At 36.7% G+C, this 22,758-nt stretch carries 10 protein-coding genes, 1 pseudogene and 1 CRISPR repeat array; of the genes and pseudogenes, 4 read left to right on the top strand and 7 right to left on the bottom strand.

All coding sequences use genetic code 11. The annotated features are described in order from the left end of the window. Positions 1 to 82 precede the first annotated feature (82 nt). The 4 genes and pseudogenes from cas9 to cas2 all read left to right on the top strand — a co-directional run bounded on the left by cas9 (position 83) and on the right by cas2 (position 6,438). Positions 83 to 4,247, top strand: a pseudogene (cas9, locus tag AC13DP_RS15605) (type II CRISPR RNA-guided endonuclease Cas9). Positions 4,248 to 4,253: 6 nt separating this feature from the next. Continuing rightward, positions 4,254 to 5,150 carry a type II CRISPR-associated endonuclease Cas1 gene (gene cas1 / locus AC13DP_RS15600; RefSeq protein WP_150315901.1) on the top strand — a complete coding sequence of 299 codons (897 nt, stop codon included), beginning with the start codon at positions 4,254 to 4,256 and terminating at the stop codon, positions 5,148 to 5,150. A 405-nt stretch (positions 5,151 to 5,555) separates the two neighbouring features. After that, on the top strand, positions 5,556 to 5,855 hold the full coding sequence (locus AC13DP_RS15595; RefSeq protein WP_228249277.1) for a GIY-YIG nuclease family protein: 300 nt from the start codon (positions 5,556 to 5,558) through the stop codon (positions 5,853 to 5,855). Positions 5,856 to 6,090: 235 nt separating this feature from the next. Beyond that, positions 6,091 to 6,438 carry a CRISPR-associated endonuclease Cas2 gene (gene cas2 / locus AC13DP_RS15590; RefSeq protein WP_228249276.1) on the top strand — a complete coding sequence of 116 codons (348 nt, stop codon included), beginning with the start codon at positions 6,091 to 6,093 and terminating at the stop codon, positions 6,436 to 6,438. Positions 6,439 to 6,553: 115 nt separating this feature from the next. Then, positions 6,554 to 8,740: direct repeats of the CRISPR family, unit length 47 nt; unit sequence CCTGTGAATCCTGCACTAAAAGTACAATTCTGAAAGCAATTCACAAC. A gap of 343 nt (positions 8,741 to 9,083) precedes the next feature. On the opposite strand, the gene AC13DP_RS15585 is transcribed toward cas2, so the two are convergent. The 7 genes from AC13DP_RS15585 to AC13DP_RS15555 form a co-directional block, all read right to left on the bottom strand. Next, positions 9,084 to 11,060 (bottom strand): protein-disulfide reductase DsbD family protein, encoded by a 1,977-nt coding sequence (locus AC13DP_RS15585; protein ID WP_281681988.1) that lies wholly within the window; start codon positions 11,058 to 11,060, stop codon positions 9,084 to 9,086. A gap of 5 nt (positions 11,061 to 11,065) precedes the next feature. After that, positions 11,066 to 11,512 (bottom strand): protein-disulfide reductase DsbD domain-containing protein, encoded by a 447-nt coding sequence (locus tag AC13DP_RS15580; protein ID WP_281681989.1) that lies wholly within the window; start codon positions 11,510 to 11,512, stop codon positions 11,066 to 11,068. Positions 11,513 to 11,716: 204 nt separating this feature from the next. Further along, on the bottom strand, positions 11,717 to 14,911 hold the full coding sequence (locus AC13DP_RS15575; protein WP_347407466.1) for a DPP IV N-terminal domain-containing protein: 3,195 nt from the start codon (positions 14,909 to 14,911) through the stop codon (positions 11,717 to 11,719). Positions 14,912 to 14,921: 10 nt separating this feature from the next. Next, positions 14,922 to 17,246 (bottom strand): DUF5117 and DUF5118 domain-containing protein, encoded by a 2,325-nt coding sequence (locus tag AC13DP_RS15570; protein ID WP_483068074.1) that lies wholly within the window; start codon positions 17,244 to 17,246, stop codon positions 14,922 to 14,924. Between the two features lie 26 nt (positions 17,247 to 17,272). Continuing rightward, the gene (locus tag AC13DP_RS15565; RefSeq protein ID WP_347407468.1) at positions 17,273 to 19,663 is read right to left on the bottom strand and encodes a zinc-dependent metalloprotease; all 2,391 of its coding nucleotides are present in this window, start codon (positions 19,661 to 19,663) and stop codon (positions 17,273 to 17,275) included. A 576-nt stretch (positions 19,664 to 20,239) separates the two neighbouring features. Next, positions 20,240 to 21,217, bottom strand: coding sequence for a hypothetical protein (locus AC13DP_RS15560; RefSeq protein WP_228249270.1), 978 nt, complete (start codon positions 21,215 to 21,217; stop codon positions 20,240 to 20,242). A gap of 55 nt (positions 21,218 to 21,272) precedes the next feature. Continuing rightward, positions 21,273 to 22,754 (bottom strand): RagB/SusD family nutrient uptake outer membrane protein, encoded by a 1,482-nt coding sequence (locus AC13DP_RS15555; protein WP_281681994.1) that lies wholly within the window; start codon positions 22,752 to 22,754, stop codon positions 21,273 to 21,275. Between the last annotated feature and the right edge of the window lie 4 nt (positions 22,755 to 22,758).

The following is a 22,758-nucleotide window of genomic DNA, read 5'->3' as shown; positions in this document are numbered from 1 at the left end:
ACTTTTCTAATGGCATTTATGGGAAACCGTAATCCAACTAAAATTTTTATTGTTAACTTTAAAATGTTAAAAAATTAAGAGAATGAAAAGAATTCTAGGATTGGATTTGGGTACAAACTCCATTGGCTGGGCATTGGTAAATGAAGCAGAAAACGAAAAAGAAATTTCAAAAATCATAAAGCTTGGGGTACGCGTTAATCCCTTGACAATTGATGAAAAAACCAATTTTGAAAAAGGTCGTCCGTTATCAACCAATGCAGACCGGACATTAAAACGAGGAGCTCGCCGTAATTTGCAACGCTATAAATTAAGAAGAGAAAATCTTATTGAAATTCTAATAGAGAATCACATTATTACTAAAGAGACGCCACTTACCGAAATAGGAAAAGACACAACACACCAAACACTCTCTTTAAGAGCTAAAGCAGCAAGAGAGCGAATTGATTTAGAAGATTTTGCAAAAGTTCTTTTAGCCATCAATAAAAAAAGGGGGTATAAAAGTAGTAGAAAGGCTAGTAATGATGAAGAAGGACAAGCAATTGATGGAATGGCAATTGCAAAAGAACTCTACGAGCGAGGCATTACACCAGGACAATACGTTCTTGAATTGCTTGAAAATGATAGAAAATATATCCCGGATTTTTATCGCTCAGATTTAAAACAAGAATTCAATAAGATTTGGAGCAATCAAAAAACATTTTACCCTGAAATTTTAACGGATGAATTATTTAAAGAATTAGATGGCAAAAATAAATCTCAAACTTGGGCGATTTGCCAAAAACCTTTTAATATAAAGGGAATCAAGCGTATTACAAAAGGAAGAGAAAAAACTATCGAAAACTATCATTGGAGAGTAAAAGGATTGTCGGGTAAGTTAGATTTAGAACAACTAGCCATTATCTTACAAGAAATCAACAACGATATAAATCAATCAAGTGGTTATTTAGGGGGTATTTCAGATAGAAGTAAAAAGCTATACATTAATAAAGAAACTGTAGGTGAATTCCTTTATAAACAAATAGCAAAAGATCCGCACACCTCACTCAAAAATCAGGTTTTCTATCGCCAGGACTATTTAGATGAATTTGAACAAATTTGGAAAACCCAATCAAATTTCAATGCCAATTTAACAGATGAATTAAAACAAGAAATAAGAGATGTTATTATTTTCTATCAACGCAAAATAAAATCTCAAAAATCACTGATAAGCTTCTGCCAGTTTGAAAGTTGGGAACAAGAATATTTTGATAAAGAAACGGGGAAAGCTAAAACAAGAATCGTGGGTAGACGCGTTATCCCTAAATCTTCACCCCTATTTCAAGAATTCAAGATATGGCAGAATCTAAATCATTTAGTATTTACAAATAGTGAAACCGATGAAAAGATTGAAATTAAAGAAGTGGAACAAGAAATACGAAAAGAACTTTTCGAGGAACTGAATCTACGGGGAGACTTAAACCCAAATGATCTCCTTAAAATCTTAAGATCTCAATTCAAAATTGGTAAGCTAAGTAATTGGAAATGCAATTTTGAAAAGATTGAAGGAAATAGAACAAATGCAGCACTTTTCAATATCTATCAAAAAATATCAGATTTTGAAGGCTATGGAATTGATTGGAATAAATCAAACGCAAAAATAATTAGAAAGGAATTAAAAGCTACTTTTCCCGAAATAGGAATAGATGCTTCAATTTTAGAATTTGATGCTTACAAAAAACAACTTACCAACCAATCCAGCTATGAATTGTGGCATTTATTATATTCGGCTGAAGAAGATTTTAAAATTTCCGAACATGATAAGTTAATATACGGAAATTCTAGTGTTTCATTAAAGAAAAAGCTTCACCTAAAGTTTGGTTTCAATCCAGAATATGCAAAAATGCTGGCTAATTTATCTCTGATGTCGGACTACGGAAACTTATCTGCTAAGGCCATTAAAAAAATTCTCCCTTATTTAGAGGATGGTCATCTATATTCTGAAGCTTGTAGGCTAGCCGGTTATAATCATTCTAAAAGTTTGACAGCAGAAGAGTTAGATAACTTTGAGCCAAAAGCTAAACTCGATTTACTTAAAAAGAATAGTCTGCGCAACCCTGTTGTCGAGAAGATTTTAAACCAAATGGTGAACGTCGTAAATCAAGTTATTGATACCTATGGAAAACCAGATGGCGTTAGGATAGAATTAGCTAGAGAATTGAAAAAATCAGCAAAAGAAAGAGCTGAAATGACTAAAGGGATTGCAGATGGTACAAGAAGAAATGAGGAAATCAAAAAGATCGTAACTCAAAAATTTGGAATTCCAAATCCTACGAAGTCAGATGTAGTACGTTATCGACTATGGCAGGAACTAGAATCTAGAGGGTATAAAGACATATTTACTGACAAATATATAAGCCCAGATAAAATATTTTCAAGCGAAATAGATATAGAGCATATCATTCCAAAAGCATTGCTTTTTGATGATTCATTTTCAAATAAAACATTATCCTTTAGGAATGTTAACCTAAAAAAGGCAAACCGTACTGCTTTAGACTTTATAACACAAGATTATCAGTCAGATTTAGAAGCATACAAAGAACGTGTGGAAACTTTGAATAAGGATAACCATATTTCAAAAGGTAAGCGAAATAAATTATTAATGTCTCTAAAAGATATTCCTGATGGATTTATAGAGCGTGATCTAAGAAATAGCCAATATATACCGCAAAGCGAAAAGGATGCTTTATGAAGTATTCCCAAATGAAGTTTTAGCTACTTCTGGAAGTATTACCGATAAGCTAAGAAGTGACTGGGATTTAATCAATGTAATGAAAGAGTTGAACCTGCCTAAATATAAAGCACTGGGGCTAACGGAATATGAAGAACGGCTTGATAAGGGAACAGAAGAGCTATTTAAGCACGAAGTAATAAAAGATTGGACAAAACGTAATGACCATAGGCATCACGCTATGGATGCATTAGCAGTTGCTTTCACCACACATAATCATATTCAATATATAAATAATCTCAATGCCAGAAGGGATGTTACACAAGACAATCACCCTATTATAAAAAATATTGAAAATCTTATTACAGAGGTAAATTCAAAAGGAAAACGTGTTTTCAAAGCACCTATGAGTAGTTTTCGTGAAAATGCAAAAGAACAAATTGAAGCTATACTGGTAAGTTTTAAAAATAAAAATAAGGTTGTAACCAAAAACATAAATAAAACTAAAAAAGAAGGTGGATTTAATTACCAAAAAGCCAAAACTCCCAGAGGTCAATTGCACAAAGAGACCATATATGGAAAATCAAAACAACCACTAGAAAAACCTGTAAAAATAAATAGTAGGTTTTCCAAGAAGCAAGCAGGTTTAATAATTAATTTTAAAGAGCACGAAACTGTATTGCACCACCTTAAAAAATACGATAATAACGAAAAAATAGCCTTTAGTAATAAAACCCTTAAAAGTGATCCTATCCACGTTAATGGAAGTCCTCTTAGAGAAGTGAAGATTTTTGAAGAGATCTTCACGATTCGTAAAGATATAAATCCAGATAATTTTAAAACTCAAAAACATCTAGATAAAATTATTGATAAAGGCATTAAAGAGGTAATGAAAAAGCGTTTAGAAGAATACAATGGTGACTTTAAAACAGCTTTTTCAGATTTAGATAAAAATCCTATTTGGTTAAATCAATCTAAAGGCATAACCATCAAAAGGGCTACAATTTCAGGTGTTAGCAATGCAGAACCTTTACATCAAGCCAAAGATCATTTTGGAAATATAATTTTGGATGATAAAGGAAAAGAAATTCCTACTGATTATGTAAGTACGGGTAATAATCATCATGTAGCCATTTATCAAGATGAGAGTGGTAATCTTCAAGAAGAAGTAGTTTCTTTTTATGAGGCTGTTATACGTAAAAATCAGGACCAGTCAATTATAAAAAAGCAGCATCCAAAAGGGTGGAAATTTTTATTCTCTTTGAAGCAAAACGAAATGTTTGTCATTCCTTCAGAGAATTTCAATCCGAATGAGATTGACCTATTGGATGAAAAAAATGCTGCTATTATAAGCCCTAACTTATTTAGGGTTCAAAAAATTGCAACAAAAAATTATATGTTTAGGCATCACCTAGAAACAGAGGTCACCAATAATTTAGATTTTACGTATAAACATTTCCAAGCAACCGAATGGCTAAGAAATTTGTGTAAAGTTAGAATAGATCATATTGGCAGAATTGTACAAATAGGAGAATATTAAAAAGTAATGATCAAGCGCACCCTCTTTTTCGGTAACCCGGCCTATTTAAGTACCCGCAATGAACAATTAGTGGTTAACTTCCCGAAAGAAGAAAGGGAAGAAAAAACTGTTCCTATTGAAGATTTGGGTTATGTAGTCTTGGAAGATCCACAGATTACCATTACCAATGGATTGCTGATGAAGCTAATTCAAAACAAAACAGCGGTCATCACCTGCGATAAACAGCACCTGCCCTGCTCTTTGTTACAACCTTTAGTAGGCCATACCGAACAAACGGTGCGTTACCGGCATCAACTTGATGCCAGTATCCCGTTAAAGAAGAATCTTTGGCAACAAACGGTAACTGCAAAAATCAGCAATCAGGCGGCACATTTAAAACTCTTAGGTAAATACAGTTTAAAATTGGAACGCTGGAGTAATGAAGTAAAGAGTGGCGATACCCAAAATCACGAAGCCATTGCTGCCGCCCATTATTTTCAGAACCTGTTTGATATCGAAGGCTTTAGCCGTAACCAAAAAGGTATTCCTCCTAACAATCTATTGAACTATGGGTATGCCATTTTAAGAGCTGTGGCTGCAAGAGCTTTGGTGGCTAGTGGTATGCTCCCATCGGTTGGAATTTTTCATCATAACAAATACAATCCGTTTTCTTTAGCTGATGATGTTATGGAACCTTATCGCCCTTACGTAGATCTTATGGTCAATCAGATCGTAAACACCGGAGCAAATCTTGAAGAATTAAATACGAATATTAAATCTGAGCTTTTAACAATACCTGCTATGGATGTGAGTATCGATGGCAAAAAAAGTCCGTTAATGAATGCGATGAGCCGTACTACTAATAGTTTATACGAATGTTTTTATGGAAGTAGCCGAAAAATTTTATATCCGGAGTTCGGTTAGCCGTAACGGTGGCTGAGTGATATTCGATAGAATTTTGCGTCGCATTGAGCTTGTCGAAATGTATCGAAGCCAAAGCGAAACCGGCACTTCGGTACGATTTCCAAAATCACTCAGTGACCTAAGTATAGCGATGGCTGAGTGATTGTGACGATGGAACAATTGTATCGAAGCCAAAGCGAAACCGGACACTTCGGTACGATTTTTTCAAAATCACTCAGTGACCTAAATACAGCGGTGGCTGAGTGATTGTGACGAAGGAACAATTGTATCGAAGCCAAAGCGCAATCGAACACTTCGGTACGATTTTTCCAAAATCACTCAGTGACCTATGATAGAGTGGTGGCTGAGTGATTGTGACGAAGGAACAATTGTATCGAAGCCATAGCAGATGAAAAAACGAAGTTAATGATAAAAGGATATACCTATATTTTATTGTGCAATGATGGAAGTTACTACACGGGTAGTACTAAAAATCTTGAAAAAAGATTAAGTGACCATAATAATGGAACAGGAGCCAGTTATACGGCTAAACGATTACCAGTTAGCTTACTTTATTACGAAGAATATGGCAGAATTGATCAGGCATTTTACAGAGAGAAACAACTACAAGGTTGGAGCAGAAAGAAAAAGGAAGCCTTAATGAGTGGAGCAAGCGAATTGTTACCGGGATTAGCAAAAAAGATTTACATAAAGAAAAATAGTTAACCGGCCGGACACTTCGATACGTTTGCTCAATGCAAACACTCAGTGACCTAAGTAAAGCGGTGGCTGAGTGATTGTGACGAAGGAACAATTGTATCGAAGCCAAAGCGAAACCGGACACTTCGGTACGATTTTTCCAAAATCACTCAGTGACCTAAATACAGCGATGGCTGAGTGATTGTGACGAAGGAACAATTGTATCGAAGCCAAAGCGGATTAAATAAATAAACTAAAAACGATGCTTGAAAGCCGTTTTTCCAGATTAAACCAATATCGATGTATGTGGGTTCTTGTTTTTTTTGATCTACCAACTGAAACTCGTAGTGAACGTAAAGCAGCTACACGTTTTAGAAAACAATTACTGGACGATGGTTTCGGTATGTTCCAATTTTCTATTTATTCCAGATTCTGCGCCAGTCGGGAAAATGCGGCTGTACATATAAAAAGAACAAAAAACAATCTCCCCAAAAAAGGTAAAGTCGCAGTAATGCAGATCACTGATAAGCAGTTTGGAATGATAGAACTTTTTCATGGCCAGAAAGAAACTCTTCCAGATATTCCGGACCAGCAATTAGAACTTTTTTAATTGTTAGGATTCATATTGCTAGAATTTAACCTTATTTAAAAAGATAAAAGACCTGCTTTTTTTAATTCTAAAAAAGCATTTAAAACACAGAATACCAGGTTTTTAAACCGGGTATCCTGTGAATCCTGCACTAAAAGTACAATTCTGAAAGCAATTCACAACATTGACTTATATTTGCTTAAACAAAATAACCTGTGAATCCTGCACTAAAAGTACAATTCTGAAAGCAATTCACAACCAACATTGCATTCATATTGTAAAAATAGGGCCTGTGAATCCTGCACTAAAAGTACAATTCTGAAAGCAATTCACAACTAATCCTTTTTCATCTACTTTAAAACAACACCTGTGAATCCTGCACTAAAAGTACAATTCTGAAAGCAATTCACAACAAGGTATCGAAGAAGGTGCTACCCGTGCCGCCTGTGAATCCTGCACTAAAAGTACAATTCTGAAAGCAATTCACAACTAGATAGGGAGTATAAAAAATACGATCATCCCTGTGAATCCTGCACTAAAAGTACAATTCTGAAAGCAATTCACAACTCTTATCAAGGAGGGGATAAAAAAGATGATCCTGTGAATCCTGCACTAAAAGTACAATTCTGAAAGCAATTCACAACAGATTGCGTAAACAGATCCTTTCTAATTTCCCTGTGAATCCTGCACTAAAAGTACAATTCTGAAAGCAATTCACAACATAACTTGGAAAAGAATGAATTACGATTACCCTGTGAATCCTGCACTAAAAGTACAATTCTGAAAGCAATTCACAACCAATAATGTACGGGGATTAACCGCGCCATTCCTGTGAATCCTGCACTAAAAGTACAATTCTGAAAGCAATTCACAACTCGAGTGATGATGATAAATCAAAAGAATCTCCTGTGAATCCTGCACTAAAAGTACAATTCTGAAAGCAATTCACAACTCGCATAAGCCGCACTTGCATTAGCGAGTTCCTGTGAATCCTGCACTAAAAGTACAATTCTGAAAGCAATTCACAACATTTGGTGTGGTGAAATTACTATCATCGGTCCTGTGAATCCTGCACTAAAAGTACAATTCTGAAAGCAATTCACAACTGTGTGGGGTGTATTCTTACTTCTTTGTTTCCTGTGAATCCTGCACTAAAAGTACAATTCTGAAAGCAATTCACAACCCACAAAGTGATTTGTCAATTACCGATAGCCTGTGAATCCTGCACTAAAAGTACAATTCTGAAAGCAATTCACAACATCATTAAAATTAATGAATCGAGGTTTGAGCCTGTGAATCCTGCACTAAAAGTACAATTCTGAAAGCAATTCACAACCATGATAGATTTGAGAGCTTCCCACCTTTGCCTGTGAATCCTGCACTAAAAGTACAATTCTGAAAGCAATTCACAACTAGTATGATGATTTTGGAAATTTATTTCCTCCTGTGAATCCTGCACTAAAAGTACAATTCTGAAAGCAATTCACAACTTCAGGCCATGATATTGGCAAACCTTTTTCCTGTGAATCCTGCACTAAAAGTACAATTCTGAAAGCAATTCACAACTTACGGGCGTCACAAAAAATCACAAGACAATGCACTAAAAGTACAATTCTGAAAGCAATTCACAACATGATGTTTAATTATTAAAAGTAGTAATCCCTGTGAATCCTGCACTAAAAGTACAATTCTGAAAGCAATTCACAACACCGAACTCAAATACCCATTGAAAAGCAACCTGTGAATCCTGCACTAAAAGTACAATTCTGAAAGCAATTCACAACGGGGTGTATAGGTCCAGTTATAAGAATGCACCTGTGAATCCTGCACTAAAAGTACAATTCTGAAAGCAATTCACAACATAACCAAAGAATGATCTGAAATAATCTCCCCTGTGAATCCTGCACTAAAAGTACAATTCTGAAAGCAATTCACAACTTGTTGAGTACACAGAAACGCAAAAAATCGCCTGTGAATCCTGCACTAAAAGTACAATTCTGAAAGCAATTCACAACACACCATAAACCACTCCTTGAGCATCTCGACCTGTGAATCCAGTACTAAAAGGACAATTCTGAAAGCAATTCAGAACACCTTCCATACTGTTGATGAAAGGCGACATCCTGTGAATCCTGCACTAAAAGTAGAATTCTGAAAGCAATTCACAACACAGCATAAACCACTCCTTGAGCATCTGGACCTGTGAATCCAGTACTAAAAGTACAATTCTGAAAGCAATTCACAACACCTTCCATACTGTTGATGAAATGCGAGATCCTGTGAATCCTGCACTAAAAGTACAATTCTGAAAGCAATTCACAACAATAAATCACAGATTAAAAACTCACATCGCTTGTAACTCAAAAAATGGAATACAACCACCTAAGTCTAAGGTTCAGCGAAGATAAAGCATTTCTCGATTCATGTTCGATGATGCCCACTGCTGGGCAACCTGTGGCCTACCATTGATTATGAATGCCTAAACACGTTTAAGCCAATGATGTATATTGCTATTCTATCTTTAAGATGCAGAAACCTGTTCTACAATTTGCTTAGTTGCTTATCTACTTAAAAAAAGAAATGCTTTCTAAAAATTAGGAGGACTTAAACACAAACAATTTAAGCCCTCCCTCAATTCAAATTTAACACCAATTAAATTCTACATTTTATAATGTGTTATATCCTTGGTTGTAGTATTCAACTCCATTCTGCAACCAGGCCAGATACGATTCGACATCGGGATCGTAAGCCTTGGGTTCACCGAGTTTATTACCTTCTGGATCTACCAATACATAATAAGGCTGGGCATTGGCCCGGTATTCCCTAATTTGAAAATCGCTCCACTTATTCCCAATGGTCCTGATTTTCTTACCAGTGGTTTCAGACACGTATTGCGCTGCTTTAGGAAGCTCTTTTTTATCGTCTATATAAAGCGATATCAGCACCAGTTCCTCTCGAAGAATCTGCTGAATTTGAGGCTCTGGCCATACGCGTTCTTCCATCTTACGGCAGTTTACACAGGCATAGCCTGTAAAATCTAGCATCACCGGCTTGTTCACCTTTTTGGCATAGGCCATCCCAGCTTCATAATCTTTAAAGGTTATAAGATCTAAAGGCCCCAATTCTGCATGATCAGGAAGCTCTATCGAAGTGCCTGCCACACCTTTGCTATTGCCTACACCGTAAGGAGACTCGCTATACTGTGTGGGTGGAGGGAAACCACTAATCCATTGCAGGGGCGCTCCCCAAAGCCCCGGAATCATATACACTACAAAAGCCAAAACAAAAAGACCCAGACCCAGCCTTCCTACCGAAATATGCGGTAAAGGACTATCGTGGGGTAGCGTGATTTTTCCGAAGAGATAAAACGCTAAAGCTCCAAAATTAGCAATCCAGATCGCCAAAAAGGTTTCCCGCTCCAGCAGGTGTAGCTGCAGGACAAGGTCTGCATTGCTTAAGAATTTAAAGGCAAAGGCAAGCTCCAGAAATCCCAGTACTACCTTCACTGTATTGAGCCAGCCACCTGATTTGGGCAGGGAATTTAACCAACCCGGAAAAGAGGCAAACAAGGCAAAGGGTAGTGCAATTGCCAGCGAAAAGCCCAGCATCCCAATAATAGGAGCGAGACCACCTTTTGATGCTGCTTCTACAAGCAAAGTACCCACAATGGGACCGGTACACGAAAACGAAACAATAGCCAGAGCAAGCGCCATAAAAAAGATGCCTATTAGCCCACCACGGTCTGTCTGTGAATCAATCTTGGTAGCCCACGAACTGGGGAGCACCAGTTCAAAAGCACCCAGAAAAGAACATGCAAAAAAGATCAACAGGGCAAAAAAGATAAGGTTAAAAACCACATTGGTGGAAAGGGCATTGAGCGAATCGGCACCAAAGATCGCAGTCACCACAGAACCCAGAACTACATAGATCACAATGATAAAAAGCCCGTAGAGTAAGGCATTTTTAATTCCGCTGGCACGGGTTTTACTTTGTTTGGTAAAAAAACTTACCGTCATAGGTATCATCGGGAAGACGCAAGGCGTGAGCAAAGCTGCAAAACCACCTAAAAAACTTAAAAAGAAAATAGTGATTAGTCCGCGGGATTCTGAGCCTAAATCTTTGGCTTCAGGTGATGTTGAATCCACCGCTCTAACAGAACCCTTGGAAGTTTCTGCAATAGTCTCTTCGGTAAGATTGAAGGTTAATTCTTCTTCTTCGGGAGGTAAACAGCGGGTATCATCGCACACCATATACTCTACAAGTGCGAGGATGTCCCCTAGTTCTTTGGTAACTTCAATCTTCTGTTTAAAGATCGCACTGTTTTCAAAATACTTAACTTCCATTTCGAAAACGGGATCGTATATTATCTTTCCTTCCTCCTCTTGTGTATTTCCCACAATTCTAAAGTTGCCACTGCTGTCATCGTAGATAAAACTTGTAGGTACGGGTCCCTCATCCGGTACCTGCTGCGCGTATAAATGCCAACCTGTATCCAAAGCTGCTTTTGCTATAAGTAGGTATTCAGTATCTGATATTTTTTCGGTTTCAGTAGTCCATTTTATCGGATCTGCTACCTGTGCTTCAACCACAGCCCTACAGAAAAGTATTAGGAAAAGAAAAAAAGATTTTACCGTATTGCCCATCGACTTTATTTTATGGTGAAAGTTAAATCTTCACTGGTGGGAGGTAAGCAACGGCTGTCATCGCACACCATAAATGTCACAATGCCGTTTATTTGAAAAGCCTGATCATTACGCAGTTTAATACGCTGCGTAAACCTTGCTGCATCTGAAAAATATTTGATTTCCATTTCAAATATGGGATCGTTAACCGTATGCCCCTTTTCTTCGATTGTATTTCCCTTTTTCAGGTAATTAGTATTTCCTTCAAACGAAAAGCTGGTCGCCACAGGGCCTCCTTCGGGTACAGACTGGGAGTACAGGTGCCAGCCTTTTTCAATCTTAGCGGTAACGATTAAATCGTATTCAGTATCTGATATTTTTTCAACTGAGGTTTTCCAGATAACCGGTTCAAAGATTTGTGCTTGCATATAACCAACACATAGAAAAAGGATCAAGAAGAGTTTAGTTTTCATAGTAGTATGCGTTATTATTAATATTCAATCAAATATAGAGGGCTACCTCAAAGCAGCCCTGATTGACTCCTTTCTTACTAAATGGCTAATTCAAAAAAAAGGCTAATAAGTTTAATATTGATTGTTTTATATTTTTGATTTGAATGTACGTTCGCTATTTTATGATTTAAGATTGCCCTAGTAACTTTCTCATTTAGTAGCGAGCTAATACTCCCTATTTAAAAGATAATCTGTAAAATAATCTCGCTTTCGTCTCTCAAAGTAATCCTCATAAATCCCGGTAAAGTGATGCCCCTGACCAGGAATGACCAGTAATTCAAAATCTTTATCTGCTTTAATCAGGGCATTTATTAGTTTATAGGTATGTGACGGACTTACATTCTGATCGCTCTCTCCTGTCACCAGGAGCAGGTTACCTTTTAAATTTGAAACCAATTCCATCGGAGTTTTGACATTAAACCCTAAATCTTCTCCTATCCCCTGATACTGTTCTCCCCAATTTCTATGATAAATGGCATTATCATAATTACCGGAAGAAGCTACGGCTACTTTATAAAAACCAGGATACGTACTAATTGCGGTAACTGCCATAAGTGCTCCTCCTGAATGTCCCAGGATCCCCACTTTAGAAAGGTCTATGAATGAATAATCGCGGGCTAACTGCTCTAAACCATACTTATCATCAGCCAAAGGATAATCTCTTAAATTTCCATAACCATATGAAAAATAGGCTTTGTCTCGTATAGGTGAGCTGCCCCTATGCCCAAAACAGACTACAATAAAGCCTCGTTGAGCTAATGCGGTATTTTGATATTTATCCAATACGGTGAAGTCTGTCCAAACCGTTTCTGTAAACGGACCCGGATAGACTTGCGAAATAACCGGATAGTTCTTATTGGGGTCAAAATTGTCTGGCTTCCACATAATACCGTACAAATCTGTTTCGTCATCAGCTGCTTTGATTTTGAACTGTTCTGGAAAGTTCCATCCGTAATCCAGTAAAGGCTGAATATTAGGTACCATAACCGTATCAATTAGTTTGCCATTGCTCTCCCGGGCGATGATGAGTGGTTTACTGTCTATTCGAGAGTAATTATCAACTATAAAATTCCCTTTCGTATCCACATAAGCATGATGATCTGCATTTTCCGGGGTTAACAATTTTAGGTTTGAACCATCTAATTTAACCTTATACAAAAAGGCGTAATTGGGATTGATCTTTTTATCCTTGCCATATCCCTGAAAATAAACTTCTTGTTTTTCTGTATCTACCGTTAAGATTTCGCCTGCTGTCCATGCTCCTTTTGTTAATGCATTGAGGAGCTTTCCTTTTTTATTGTAATGGTAATAATGCCCCCAACCGGTCCTATCTGACCAAAAAAGGATGTTTTTTCCCTTGTTTAAGATTTTGCAATTGAATAAAACCCCATTAATATTCGGAGTGAATTTCTCAGCAATGATAACTTCAACACTCCCCTCCTTATCTATGGAACATAACTCCAGTTCATCGTGGGTTCTCTTTGTACGGGTAAAATAAAACAAATCGGGATTATCGCTTTTGATTTCCAGGAGCTGCTGCCCTTCCCATTTTTCAACATCGATTTTTCGCAGGGACTTGCTTTTAACATCCCCCAAAAACAGTTCGTGTGTTGCCAGAAGGGTATCTCCTGGAATTGCATATTTATAGGTTCTTACAATGGGTACCTTGGCTGTTGAATTGACAACTGTAAAATCGCGAACATCCGTATCATTATTACGGGATATTATAAACCGGTTTCCATCACCTAACCATTTAATACCCGGTAACGAATACAAACTATTTTGATCTCCATCAAATGTTAATTGCACCTGGGTAGAATCGCTCAAGTCTTTGAGGTAGATGTTGTAATCTTTATAAATAACCCGATATTTCTTATCTGGTGAGACCCCAAACTCAATAGGTTCCTCGGTCTGCTCATCCTTAATAATGGTCTTACTTTCTGGGAGGTATGTATAATCAGTTCGGTCAATGCTAAAATCAACTCCAATGCCTCCACGGGTAAAAGTGGGAATAAAAGCAATCCGGGTGGTATCTAATTTCATGGACAGCATAACAGAATCTAACTGCATTTTGTTATATAAAGGACGTGTCCCCCTTTTACTATCAAACACATAATAGTTTGCCTTTTGATTTGCTTTTTTATACTTAAAATAAAACATAGGCAGCTCAGGATGAAAAACAGGAACCAGTTCAGGCTGATCAAACCTATTGATAAGATTTTTGGCATCAAACTTCTCATAATGGGGATCATTTCCATCCAAAAAAGGTCTGAAATAGTTGATTAGGTTTTGATTTTTATTACTTAGAATTACTTTTCGCATCACTTCATAAACTGCTGCAGTACGTAATTCCCTAGAATTGAAGTTCTTTGCAAACAAATCAAACAAAAGGTTCTGGGTCTCCCTAGAAAAGTCGCTTACATTCTCTGATAAAAGCTGAATGACTAACGGCTTATTTTTTTTACAAAGCGCTTTACAGACATCCATCAATATGAGTAATTCATTTTTTGAAGGTAGGTCAGGTATGGTATTTATCGTTTTTTTAAATCCATCAAAAACCTGAATATCAACACTATCTTTTTTAAAAAAATCCTTTCTAAAAACAGCAGAAGCAATTCCCTGATAATTTTGGGCTATTCTTTTATAAACAATGGAGTCTGGAATATGCTTTACAAACGCTGACCAATTATTTATAAGGTAATTACTATTAGGGCTATCATATAACGAGAGGTAAGCACTGTTTTTATGATCTCCAAATAAAAACCAATTTTCTGGTAATTTTTTTTGTTCGGCTGTTAACGAGTTTAGATACTCATTTGCAATTTTGATGGCTTGAGTATTTTCCTTACGTGTAAATTTAAGTTTAATGTATTCTTCCATAAAAGAAGCAGATCTATTTCCGCTCTCATACTTCAAATTCATAGAATAATAAATATTATCTGAATTAAGACCTTTTCTAGCTTCCTCGATAAAATCAGAGGCCTTTTCTTTGGCCCCAACGAATTTATAAATCACCTTACCCGCACTATCCAGGAATAAATAGGTTGGGTAAGCGCCTACCTGATACTGCTTGCCTAACACAATCCCCGCTTCGGTCTCCATATCTATTTCAGCAGAAACAAAAGACTCGTTGATAAAATCTGCAACTGCATCCTGAGTAAAGATATTTTTACTCATAAATTTACACGGTCCGCACCAGGTAGTATAACAATCGATAAAGATGTTCTTTTTAGTTTCCTGGGCTTTTTCTTTTAATTCTTCAAAAGAAACATCTTGAAATTCGATTTTTCTATTTTGAGCAAATGCTGTACAACTAAGTAACAGGCAACCTATTATAAGTGTACTTACTATTTTTAACATAAAAAGGGTATTATGAAGATTTATTGAAGTATTCTTTATTAAAGCGCAATAAAATCAAAATGCAATTGCTTTTAACCTGAGCTGAGGCGCGGTCATCGTTCATAAGTTCCGCTACCGCATCCCGCACGTGCAACAGGTAGAGTTGTATAACCGCGTTTAAATCGTGTACTTTATGGTCAATGTTATTGGCATTGGCCAATTCTATAAGTATATTGGCCATCTCGATCTGGGTACTTAATTGCCTACCAGTTGGCTCATTTGAAGCATCAAAATTTAGAAAAACAACCCTGTTTGTAAACGAAAATAAATCATCACATGTAAATGCCTTTACACCGTTCTTTTGCTCTGCATCAATTAGAGATAATAACACTTCTTTTTTAAACAGGCGTTGTAAAATATTTTTGGACATGTCAACGCAAAACTTATCCATATTAATAGGGTTATACTTCAACAAATCCGGATTGGTAAGCCAATCCAGATTTGCAAAAAAGACATCTTCTTCAAGACTTTTTAATGCTTCTAATTGCCTTTTTTTGCTTACATAAACAATCATGTCTTCATTTTCCCCTTTAATTACAGCACGCTGCATTTGACCGCCAATGTATACCGCTTCCTGATTTACAAAATATTGATATAAGGAAAAGCTTTCAGATATAAACTCCATAAAATCCTTGGTTAAATCTGCATCATGTTTATACTCGTTAAGGATGCCTGGGATTTTTGGATAAATGGCTTTTAATTTTTGAATTCCAATTTCGCTTGCCCTTAATAAATCATTAGAAATAAAAGTGGCCTGCGCGGTTGGGTCCAGCATATTCTCTTCAGCATAAAAAGTAGCTTTCATTGACGGAGGGCCTTCGCGCTTACCATAGAGATAAGCTATCGCGTCACGGTCATACAGAGAAACCTTGGGAAAAAGGTATTCTGGCGCAATGTTATTTTCTTTTAAAGTAACATAATCGGGCATGCTGGCCCCCACAATGGTTGCAGACGTCCCCCATTTTTCTAACCATTCCCGGTCTTGCAATTGCTCTATAGAAAAGGCGGTTACCGCAGGGTAATTTTTTTTTATCCCCAACAGTTCCCCAACAACACTTGCTAATCGCTGGGTTAATATGTCTTTTCTTCTTTCTAAACTATTCGGGTCTTTTAGTATTTTAGGGTCATTCCCTCCACAAAGAAGCAAATATTGCTTCAAGTTTAGTTTGGCAGGGGTATCCATAAAATTAACACGGGCAGCTATCAGTTCTCCGGTAACCTGATTTTCTACAATACTAGATTCCATTTCGCGCTCTGAGGTCCCATTTCCCCAATAGAAATTGATTTTTTTATAGCCTTGAGTCTCATCATCAACCAGCTCAAAAACAGATTTCCAGCCGGCTTCTTCCAATACCTGCTCCCATTGTGCTAAAGCTTGCTTTACACTTTCAACAAAGGGAGCCGGGGTGAGTGGGCTTATCCATACTTTAATTGGAACTTCGGGAGCTACCGGCACTCTTTTTTCATACAGACTAGCTTCTTTAGGGTTTGGGATTAAATTCCATCTTTTAATATATTTTTTATTAGTTGCTTTATAGCTTTTAGTATCATACTCTATATGATCTACGGTATTAAAGCCATAGGCCAAATGATCTTCCTTTTGTTCATGAAGGTGATAAGGCACCTTTTGAATTATCATTTCAAACTCATACGCAGAAATATAATTAGCGTCTTTTCCACCAATAGAGCGTCTGAATGTACTTTCTGTGGCATAGCCCTTAAAAATAGCGGCATCATCTGTAGCCCTATAAGAGTCTATACCCGAACGTGAGGGATCTGGCGTATTTATAGGTCCCGGCTTATTAAGGCTAAAAATACCTCTCGTTGCATTCAAATCCTGGGTTAGCTCTATAATAAACGAGGTTTCATTTTTGCCCATAGCTTGTATTGGATAGCTTTTATATACCGGGACGAGTCCTGATTTTTCAATAGACTGGATCATGCCATAATCCAGACTATCTTTAGAAAAAACCCGGGACCTGTTTTGATAAAGATCAAGTTCATTTTTTCTACCTTTTTGAAAATGATAAATACCACTTTCTGCAGAAACATAGGCTGAATTACCATTGATTATTTGTGCAGAGATAAACACATCTTCTTCGAAGATTTGCTCGGGAATTTCAATAAAATAACGATCGTTGCCCGCATATATATTGAAGTAGCCCTTTTCAACTTTCATTTCTGCAGGCTTGTAAAAATCATCAAAAGATTTTGGTTTATTCGTATTCTGCCCCCTTACTAAAACTCCATTGAAAAGAATTAAAAGCAGCTCTACTAGAATTATTTTTGTACGCATTTAATTTATTTTTTCTTGAAAAGGATTTAAAATTGTTGATTGCCTTGTTCCCAAATCTTTATAAAATTGAGTATTCCTAAATAATGGGCTTTGGTCAACGATTCGGTATTTAAAATTTGATTTTCGGCAAAAGCTTTAATCTTGTAGATTTGAGATTGTATGGTAAGCGTATTGTTATAAGATACGTTATTTTGATTCTCGATATTGATATTCAATTGAGATAAATAACTGCTCTGCAGTCGTTTTTCAAATTCCGAAAGTCGTTTGTTTTTGGCTTTACTTAAGAACAAGCTCTCGAATGCAAAGTCGAGAAGCTCCTCTGTAGTTAAAGGGTTCTTATTTTTGATTTCAGAATTATTAAACCCTAATCCACTTATAACCAACTGATAAACGTAATTTTCAAAATAGGCGTATTTATCTTCTTCTAAATCAATTTTATCTAGAAATGAGACCTGAGTCAGCCATACAGGTTCCTTCAGGGCATACTCTTTTAGAAATTCAAGTGCATATATTTGGTCTTCATAAGTGACCGGGGTATACTGCACAGCATAGTTTTGATGCTCACTAAAAACCGTGTCTCTATAGTAGGCTCCTATAAAATTCATCACATGCTTTACATACCTATGGTATTGTCTTGCCAGATATAAATACCTTCGCTTTAACAATATATAATCATCCTGATTTTGGTTTGCAGTCCATTGTTCCATATGATCCATGATATACCTCACGTTTTTAATGGCGAGCCCGCTAGCATAAACGATATCATCCCCACTATCTTCCGATTGTACTCTGGGATCAGGTGATTTTTCATCTAAAAAACCAATTCCCCCTTTTTTCATTTCTTCCTTAACAAAGTCATTTAGCTTTTCTTTAAGAATAGAAGTTTTTATGGTGTCTGGATAATACTTATATCCCCATTCAATGGAAAAAAAATCATAGGCTCCAAGCTTTGGAATTAAGTTTTCTTGTTCAACATGGTCTTCTGGTTGCGCTATAAAATTGAAGCGTTGATAATCCATTACAGAAGTACCAAGTCCATTTTTATCTAAAAAATCATTATTCCTTAAACTATCTACCGGAAAAAAGGAACTTCCCATGAAATTGTGACGTAAGCCTAAGGTATGTCCTACTTCATGAGTGATTACGGTGCCAAATAACTTCCCCATTAACTCTGGATTTAAAGGATATTCCCTGGCCATAGGATCTGTAGCGCTGGACATCACAAAATAATTCATTTGGATCAAATCGGTCACCGTATGAAAAATAGCAACTTGTGCATTAATAATTTCTCCAGAACGCGGATCTACAATTTCAGAACCATAGGCATTTGCAATGGGCGAAGCTTTATAGGAAATAACTGAATATCGCGCATCATCTGAAGCGTAGTCGGGATCTTCTTCTTTTGTAGGTTCTGGCAATGCATATATTGCATTTTTAAAACCCGCTTTTTCAAAAGCCTTTTCCCAACGCGCAACCCCCTCAATCACGTAGGGAACCAGATAGTCTGGCATATCTTTATCTATATAAAACACAATTGGCTTTTGAGGTTCCACGAGTTCCCCGTTAAAATAGCGTTCTACATCTTCTGGTTTCGGCTCAAGGCGCCAGCGTTTTGTTATTTCAAAGACTTCATTTTCCCTTCCTAATTGCCCCCTGATGTGGCTGGAAAAATAGCCAATCCGTTCATCAAATGGTCTAATTTTTAATGGCTTTTTCGGAAGTAAAATCCATAATGCGCCTACTTCCCAAATACTATTGGAATACGTGCTTTCCCCTGGTTTAGAATCTGCGTAGGTTCTTACCGAACGAAAGCTAATATTAGTGGGGTAGCTAACTATTTCTGTAGGATAAGAACTTTCTTTGATGTAGTTTCCTAAGTCCAATTCGCTTTTTGAACCTTGTAACGCAAACAACTCGCTATCTCCCAAATAATAATCTGTCATATCTATCAGGTATTTATGGTCTGAGCTGGCAACTATGGAAAAATTCTTAATCGTTGGATTAATCAAACTATTATAATAAGGAGCATATCTAAAACTAGTGTCTTCTATATGATACACAACAGGACTAAGTAAACTTATCACCTCGTCTTTCTTCTCGAAACGAACCATATTTTCAGGCAAGGCATCATCACCATACCCAAATCTTTTATTGAGTTTTCGATCATTCTTTTGTACCCCTTTTAGAATAGTTAGGGTAACCAGTATGTCCCTACCCAGGATGGTATCTGGAATCTCGAGTAAAAATTGGTTTCTCCTTTCATAAACATTTATAAATCCAGAGCTTGTTTTTAGTACATCATCACCCTCTAAATAGTTAGAGATAGAAGGAATTGTATCTCTTTTAGCTTCACTAAAATCTTTTGCTAACCCGTGTATGCTTACAAACAAGCTAGTAAGAACCAGTACGACTCTCATATATCTAATTATCAACTGTAATTTGGCATAAGCCGTGTAATCCGTATTGCGATTGCGATTCCTATTCATAGTGTATTAATAAACTACTTAAAGTATTTTCATGATTTTTTCTCAATCAGTGGTGTCAAGGTGGCCATTTTGGATCCTGATGACCTCTCAATCATTATCTATTTCATCCTTTATCATGCCCGTTATCCTCCAAAGCATAGATTGCAAAGTACTGGCGTAGTGTAATTGTTCTTTATTAAGGGGATTCCTTTCCAACACTACATTACATGAACCACAGCCCATCTTCTTATACTACCACCTCGTTGCAGGGGTTTAAGGCGGTTTTCTATATGGATAGGTACGTGATTTTGTAAACCACAACTTGCTGCATTTCTAACACAAAAGGCAATGCTCCCTTATAGAGTAATAAATACATTGTACCTTAAACCTGCATAGTCCTTCAGGTAAGGTATATTCACCCTTACAATGGCACGTATTTTAGAAACTAAGCGAACTACTAGTCCAGTTTTCAACTCATTTATGATCCCTAAAAAACTGATAATTTTTAACACGCAGTTAATTACTTAACTATAATCCTTGGTTTATCGGATTTATGTCATTCCCCACGCTTTGCAAATCAATGTCATAATTATCAATATAATATTGACGCACCATATCATAACGTGTTTTCAGTAGCCCATTGGTATCTTTTAAAGGTGAAAATATCCCCTCCCATGAAGTTTCTCCGGTGTCATATTCGTTAACCATGGTCGCCTCTTTATTCAAATAGTCTTCAGAATAAAGGATCATCATAGTCACAAATTGTTTCCAGTCATTCTCTGGAGATGCTCCATAATAGGGTTGTAAAATACCTATGCCCCATAATGCGGTATTTGTTCTTTGGGCTGAGGCAAGGGAATAATTAGCTGATGCCCTAAAGGTCTCTGTAGGATGCAACTTACCCTGGCCATACATACAATCTATGAAAACACGATTAAGCCCTTTCTCAAATTCTGATTCCTGGGCTTTTGTTAAGTCCAGTACCTCTTCTTTAGCATAGGAGACACAAATATTATCATAGTTATAATAAGCAGGAATGTCTACTCCCTTTATTTTTAAAGGAAAAGTTAGAGGAGGAGTAAAATCAAATTTACAGTCTTGAACTTGTGAACATAATAAAATTTTAACAGGTAAAAACTCATCTAAAAACCCGGGGGAATAGTGACTAAACCAGGTTTGTTGCAATAAATCCAATTGTGGCTTGATATAGTTTTCATTGGGTGCTAGATATATAAACCCGAACCTTCCATCAGTAGTATCTGTAGCGGGTTCACCGTTTACCCACTTAGAGGGAGTCCAATACGCATCCTTATCAGTAAATTCATACAGCAAATATGTGCCGTAATCCTCGTAAAACGATACAATGTCGTTATCAAAATCATTGTTGCCCTGGGGTACTGTATAACCAGTTTCAATTCCTGAAGGTTCCAGTACATTATCATCGGTATCAGAACAAGAAGATAAAGCAAAAATGCTTAAAAAAATATATAAATAACTAGTTCTCATGGTATTCGTTTTTATTAATTCATAATTCTGTTTTATCGACATAGCGATATAGAACTTATCTTGGGTTTTGTGACAATTCAGGATTTCTTTCCATAACATTATAAGGGATCGGCAAAGCATATAGTAAATCACCTGGCGCAAGCCTGTATGTAGTTGCATTACCGTCTGCATCGATAAAAGTATGGTCTACCCCCAGATTTAAACGCTTTATATCCCCCCATCTTAGCCCCTCTTCTAAAGATAATTCCCGCCTCCGCTCTTCCAAACAAAAATCTAATAATACTTGGCCATTGGTAATATCCACGGGGCTATAAGTACCCGTTTCATAACGTGCTTCACGCAGTTCATTTAAGTCTGCCAATGCTTTTACCCTATAATCGCTCATTCCTGTTTCAAGAAACATGCGGCAGTAGGCTTCTGCCCTGTTTAGATACACTTCTGCATTTCTAATCCCTCTATCACCATAATTCGCGTTACTTACACTTATTTTCTTACTCACAAAATAATAGGTTGAGCCATTATTTGTAGAAGTTCTAAAATACGTTTCGGGCCTTAGATCTTCAGTATCGTACAAAGACGTCAACGTCGAAGATACCGTATAAGGTGGTTTACTATTGAATATTGGACTGAGGGGCCAGTAATTTGAAGTTCCACCTGTAGAGACACCGTACACCCATAAAGGCTCAGTACTAACATCAATATCATAAACCCCTTTAGCAAGGAATGTTGATGTAGATGAACCTAAATAGGCAAGCGAAGGTTTTTTTGATAAAACATCTGTACTATAATCAATAATACGCTGCAAGTCCTCATTGCTGTTTTTATAAATATAAAAGCGGGTTAACATGGCTTCTGCGGCAAGGTAACCTACCCTAAATAGACTAGGAGCAGTATAATTTTCTTTTAGTAGAGTTACTGATGTCGTTAAATCAGCTTCTATTTGATCGAAGGTTTCTTTTAAGGTATTACGTTTGGGATAGACATCCTTAACGTTCATGCTTAGCACTAATGGTAAGCCTAAAGCTTCATCAGGATTTATTTGATTCCCAGAATAAGGCTGGCAATAGACTAAGGCTAGTTTAAAATAATAATAGCCCCGTAAAAACAAAACCTGTCCTTTTAATGCATTAACTTCCTCTTGTGTGTCGGTAATTTTTTCCAAATGATCTAATACTACATTACAACCTTTAATTTTACTATAGTACGATACCCAAGAGTTCGCGTCGTTTGGAATTTGGAAGGCTCCATCAAACATGGTATTAGTATAGGTAAATATATACATGCCATTTTCAAAATTTGTGAGGTAATTATCTGCCGTAAGCCCATTAGACTCTATATTATCTGTTAATAGATTGAGATAAACATCACCAGAAAACAAATAAGGATAGGCCTCACTGTACATGACTGCAGCGAGATCTTCGAGCGTTTCAGGAATAATTTCATCCTGGCTGGTCTCCTCCAAAAAATCTGAACAAGAGGATAAAAACAAAACTGAAATACCAAATAATGCGATTATATTTAATTTTAAGAATCTCATTTTT

Source organism: Zunongwangia sp. L-65 (assembly GCF_056859415.1).
This window is presented reverse-complemented; position numbering and strand designations above follow the sequence as displayed.

Bases quoted from the DNA above. Each gene is read 5' to 3' on its own strand.
- AC13DP_RS15580 (WP_281681989.1), bottom strand. From the start codon at position 11,512: ATGAAAACTAAACTCTTCTTGATCCTTTTTCTATGTGTTGGTTATATG.
- AC13DP_RS15595 (WP_228249277.1), top strand. From the start codon at position 5,556: ATGATAAAAGGATATACCTATATTTTATTGTGCAATGATGGAAGTTAC.
- cas2 (WP_228249276.1), top strand. From the start codon at position 6,091: ATGCTTGAAAGCCGTTTTTCCAGATTAAACCAATATCGATGTATGTGG.
- cas1 (WP_150315901.1), top strand. From the start codon at position 4,254: ATGATCAAGCGCACCCTCTTTTTCGGTAACCCGGCCTATTTAAGTACC.
- AC13DP_RS15565 (WP_347407468.1), bottom strand. From the start codon at position 19,663: ATGAGAGTCGTACTGGTTCTTACTAGCTTGTTTGTAAGCATACACGGG.
- AC13DP_RS15585 (WP_281681988.1), bottom strand. From the start codon at position 11,060: ATGGGCAATACGGTAAAATCTTTTTTTCTTTTCCTAATACTTTTCTGT.
- AC13DP_RS15575 (WP_347407466.1), bottom strand. From the start codon at position 14,911: ATGTTAAAAATAGTAAGTACACTTATAATAGGTTGCCTGTTACTTAGT.
- AC13DP_RS15570 (WP_483068074.1), bottom strand. From the start codon at position 17,246: ATGCGTACAAAAATAATTCTAGTAGAGCTGCTTTTAATTCTTTTCAAT.
- AC13DP_RS15560 (WP_228249270.1), bottom strand. From the start codon at position 21,217: ATGAGAACTAGTTATTTATATATTTTTTTAAGCATTTTTGCTTTATCT.
- AC13DP_RS15555 (WP_281681994.1), bottom strand. From the start codon at position 22,754: ATGAGATTCTTAAAATTAAATATAATCGCATTATTTGGTATTTCAGTT.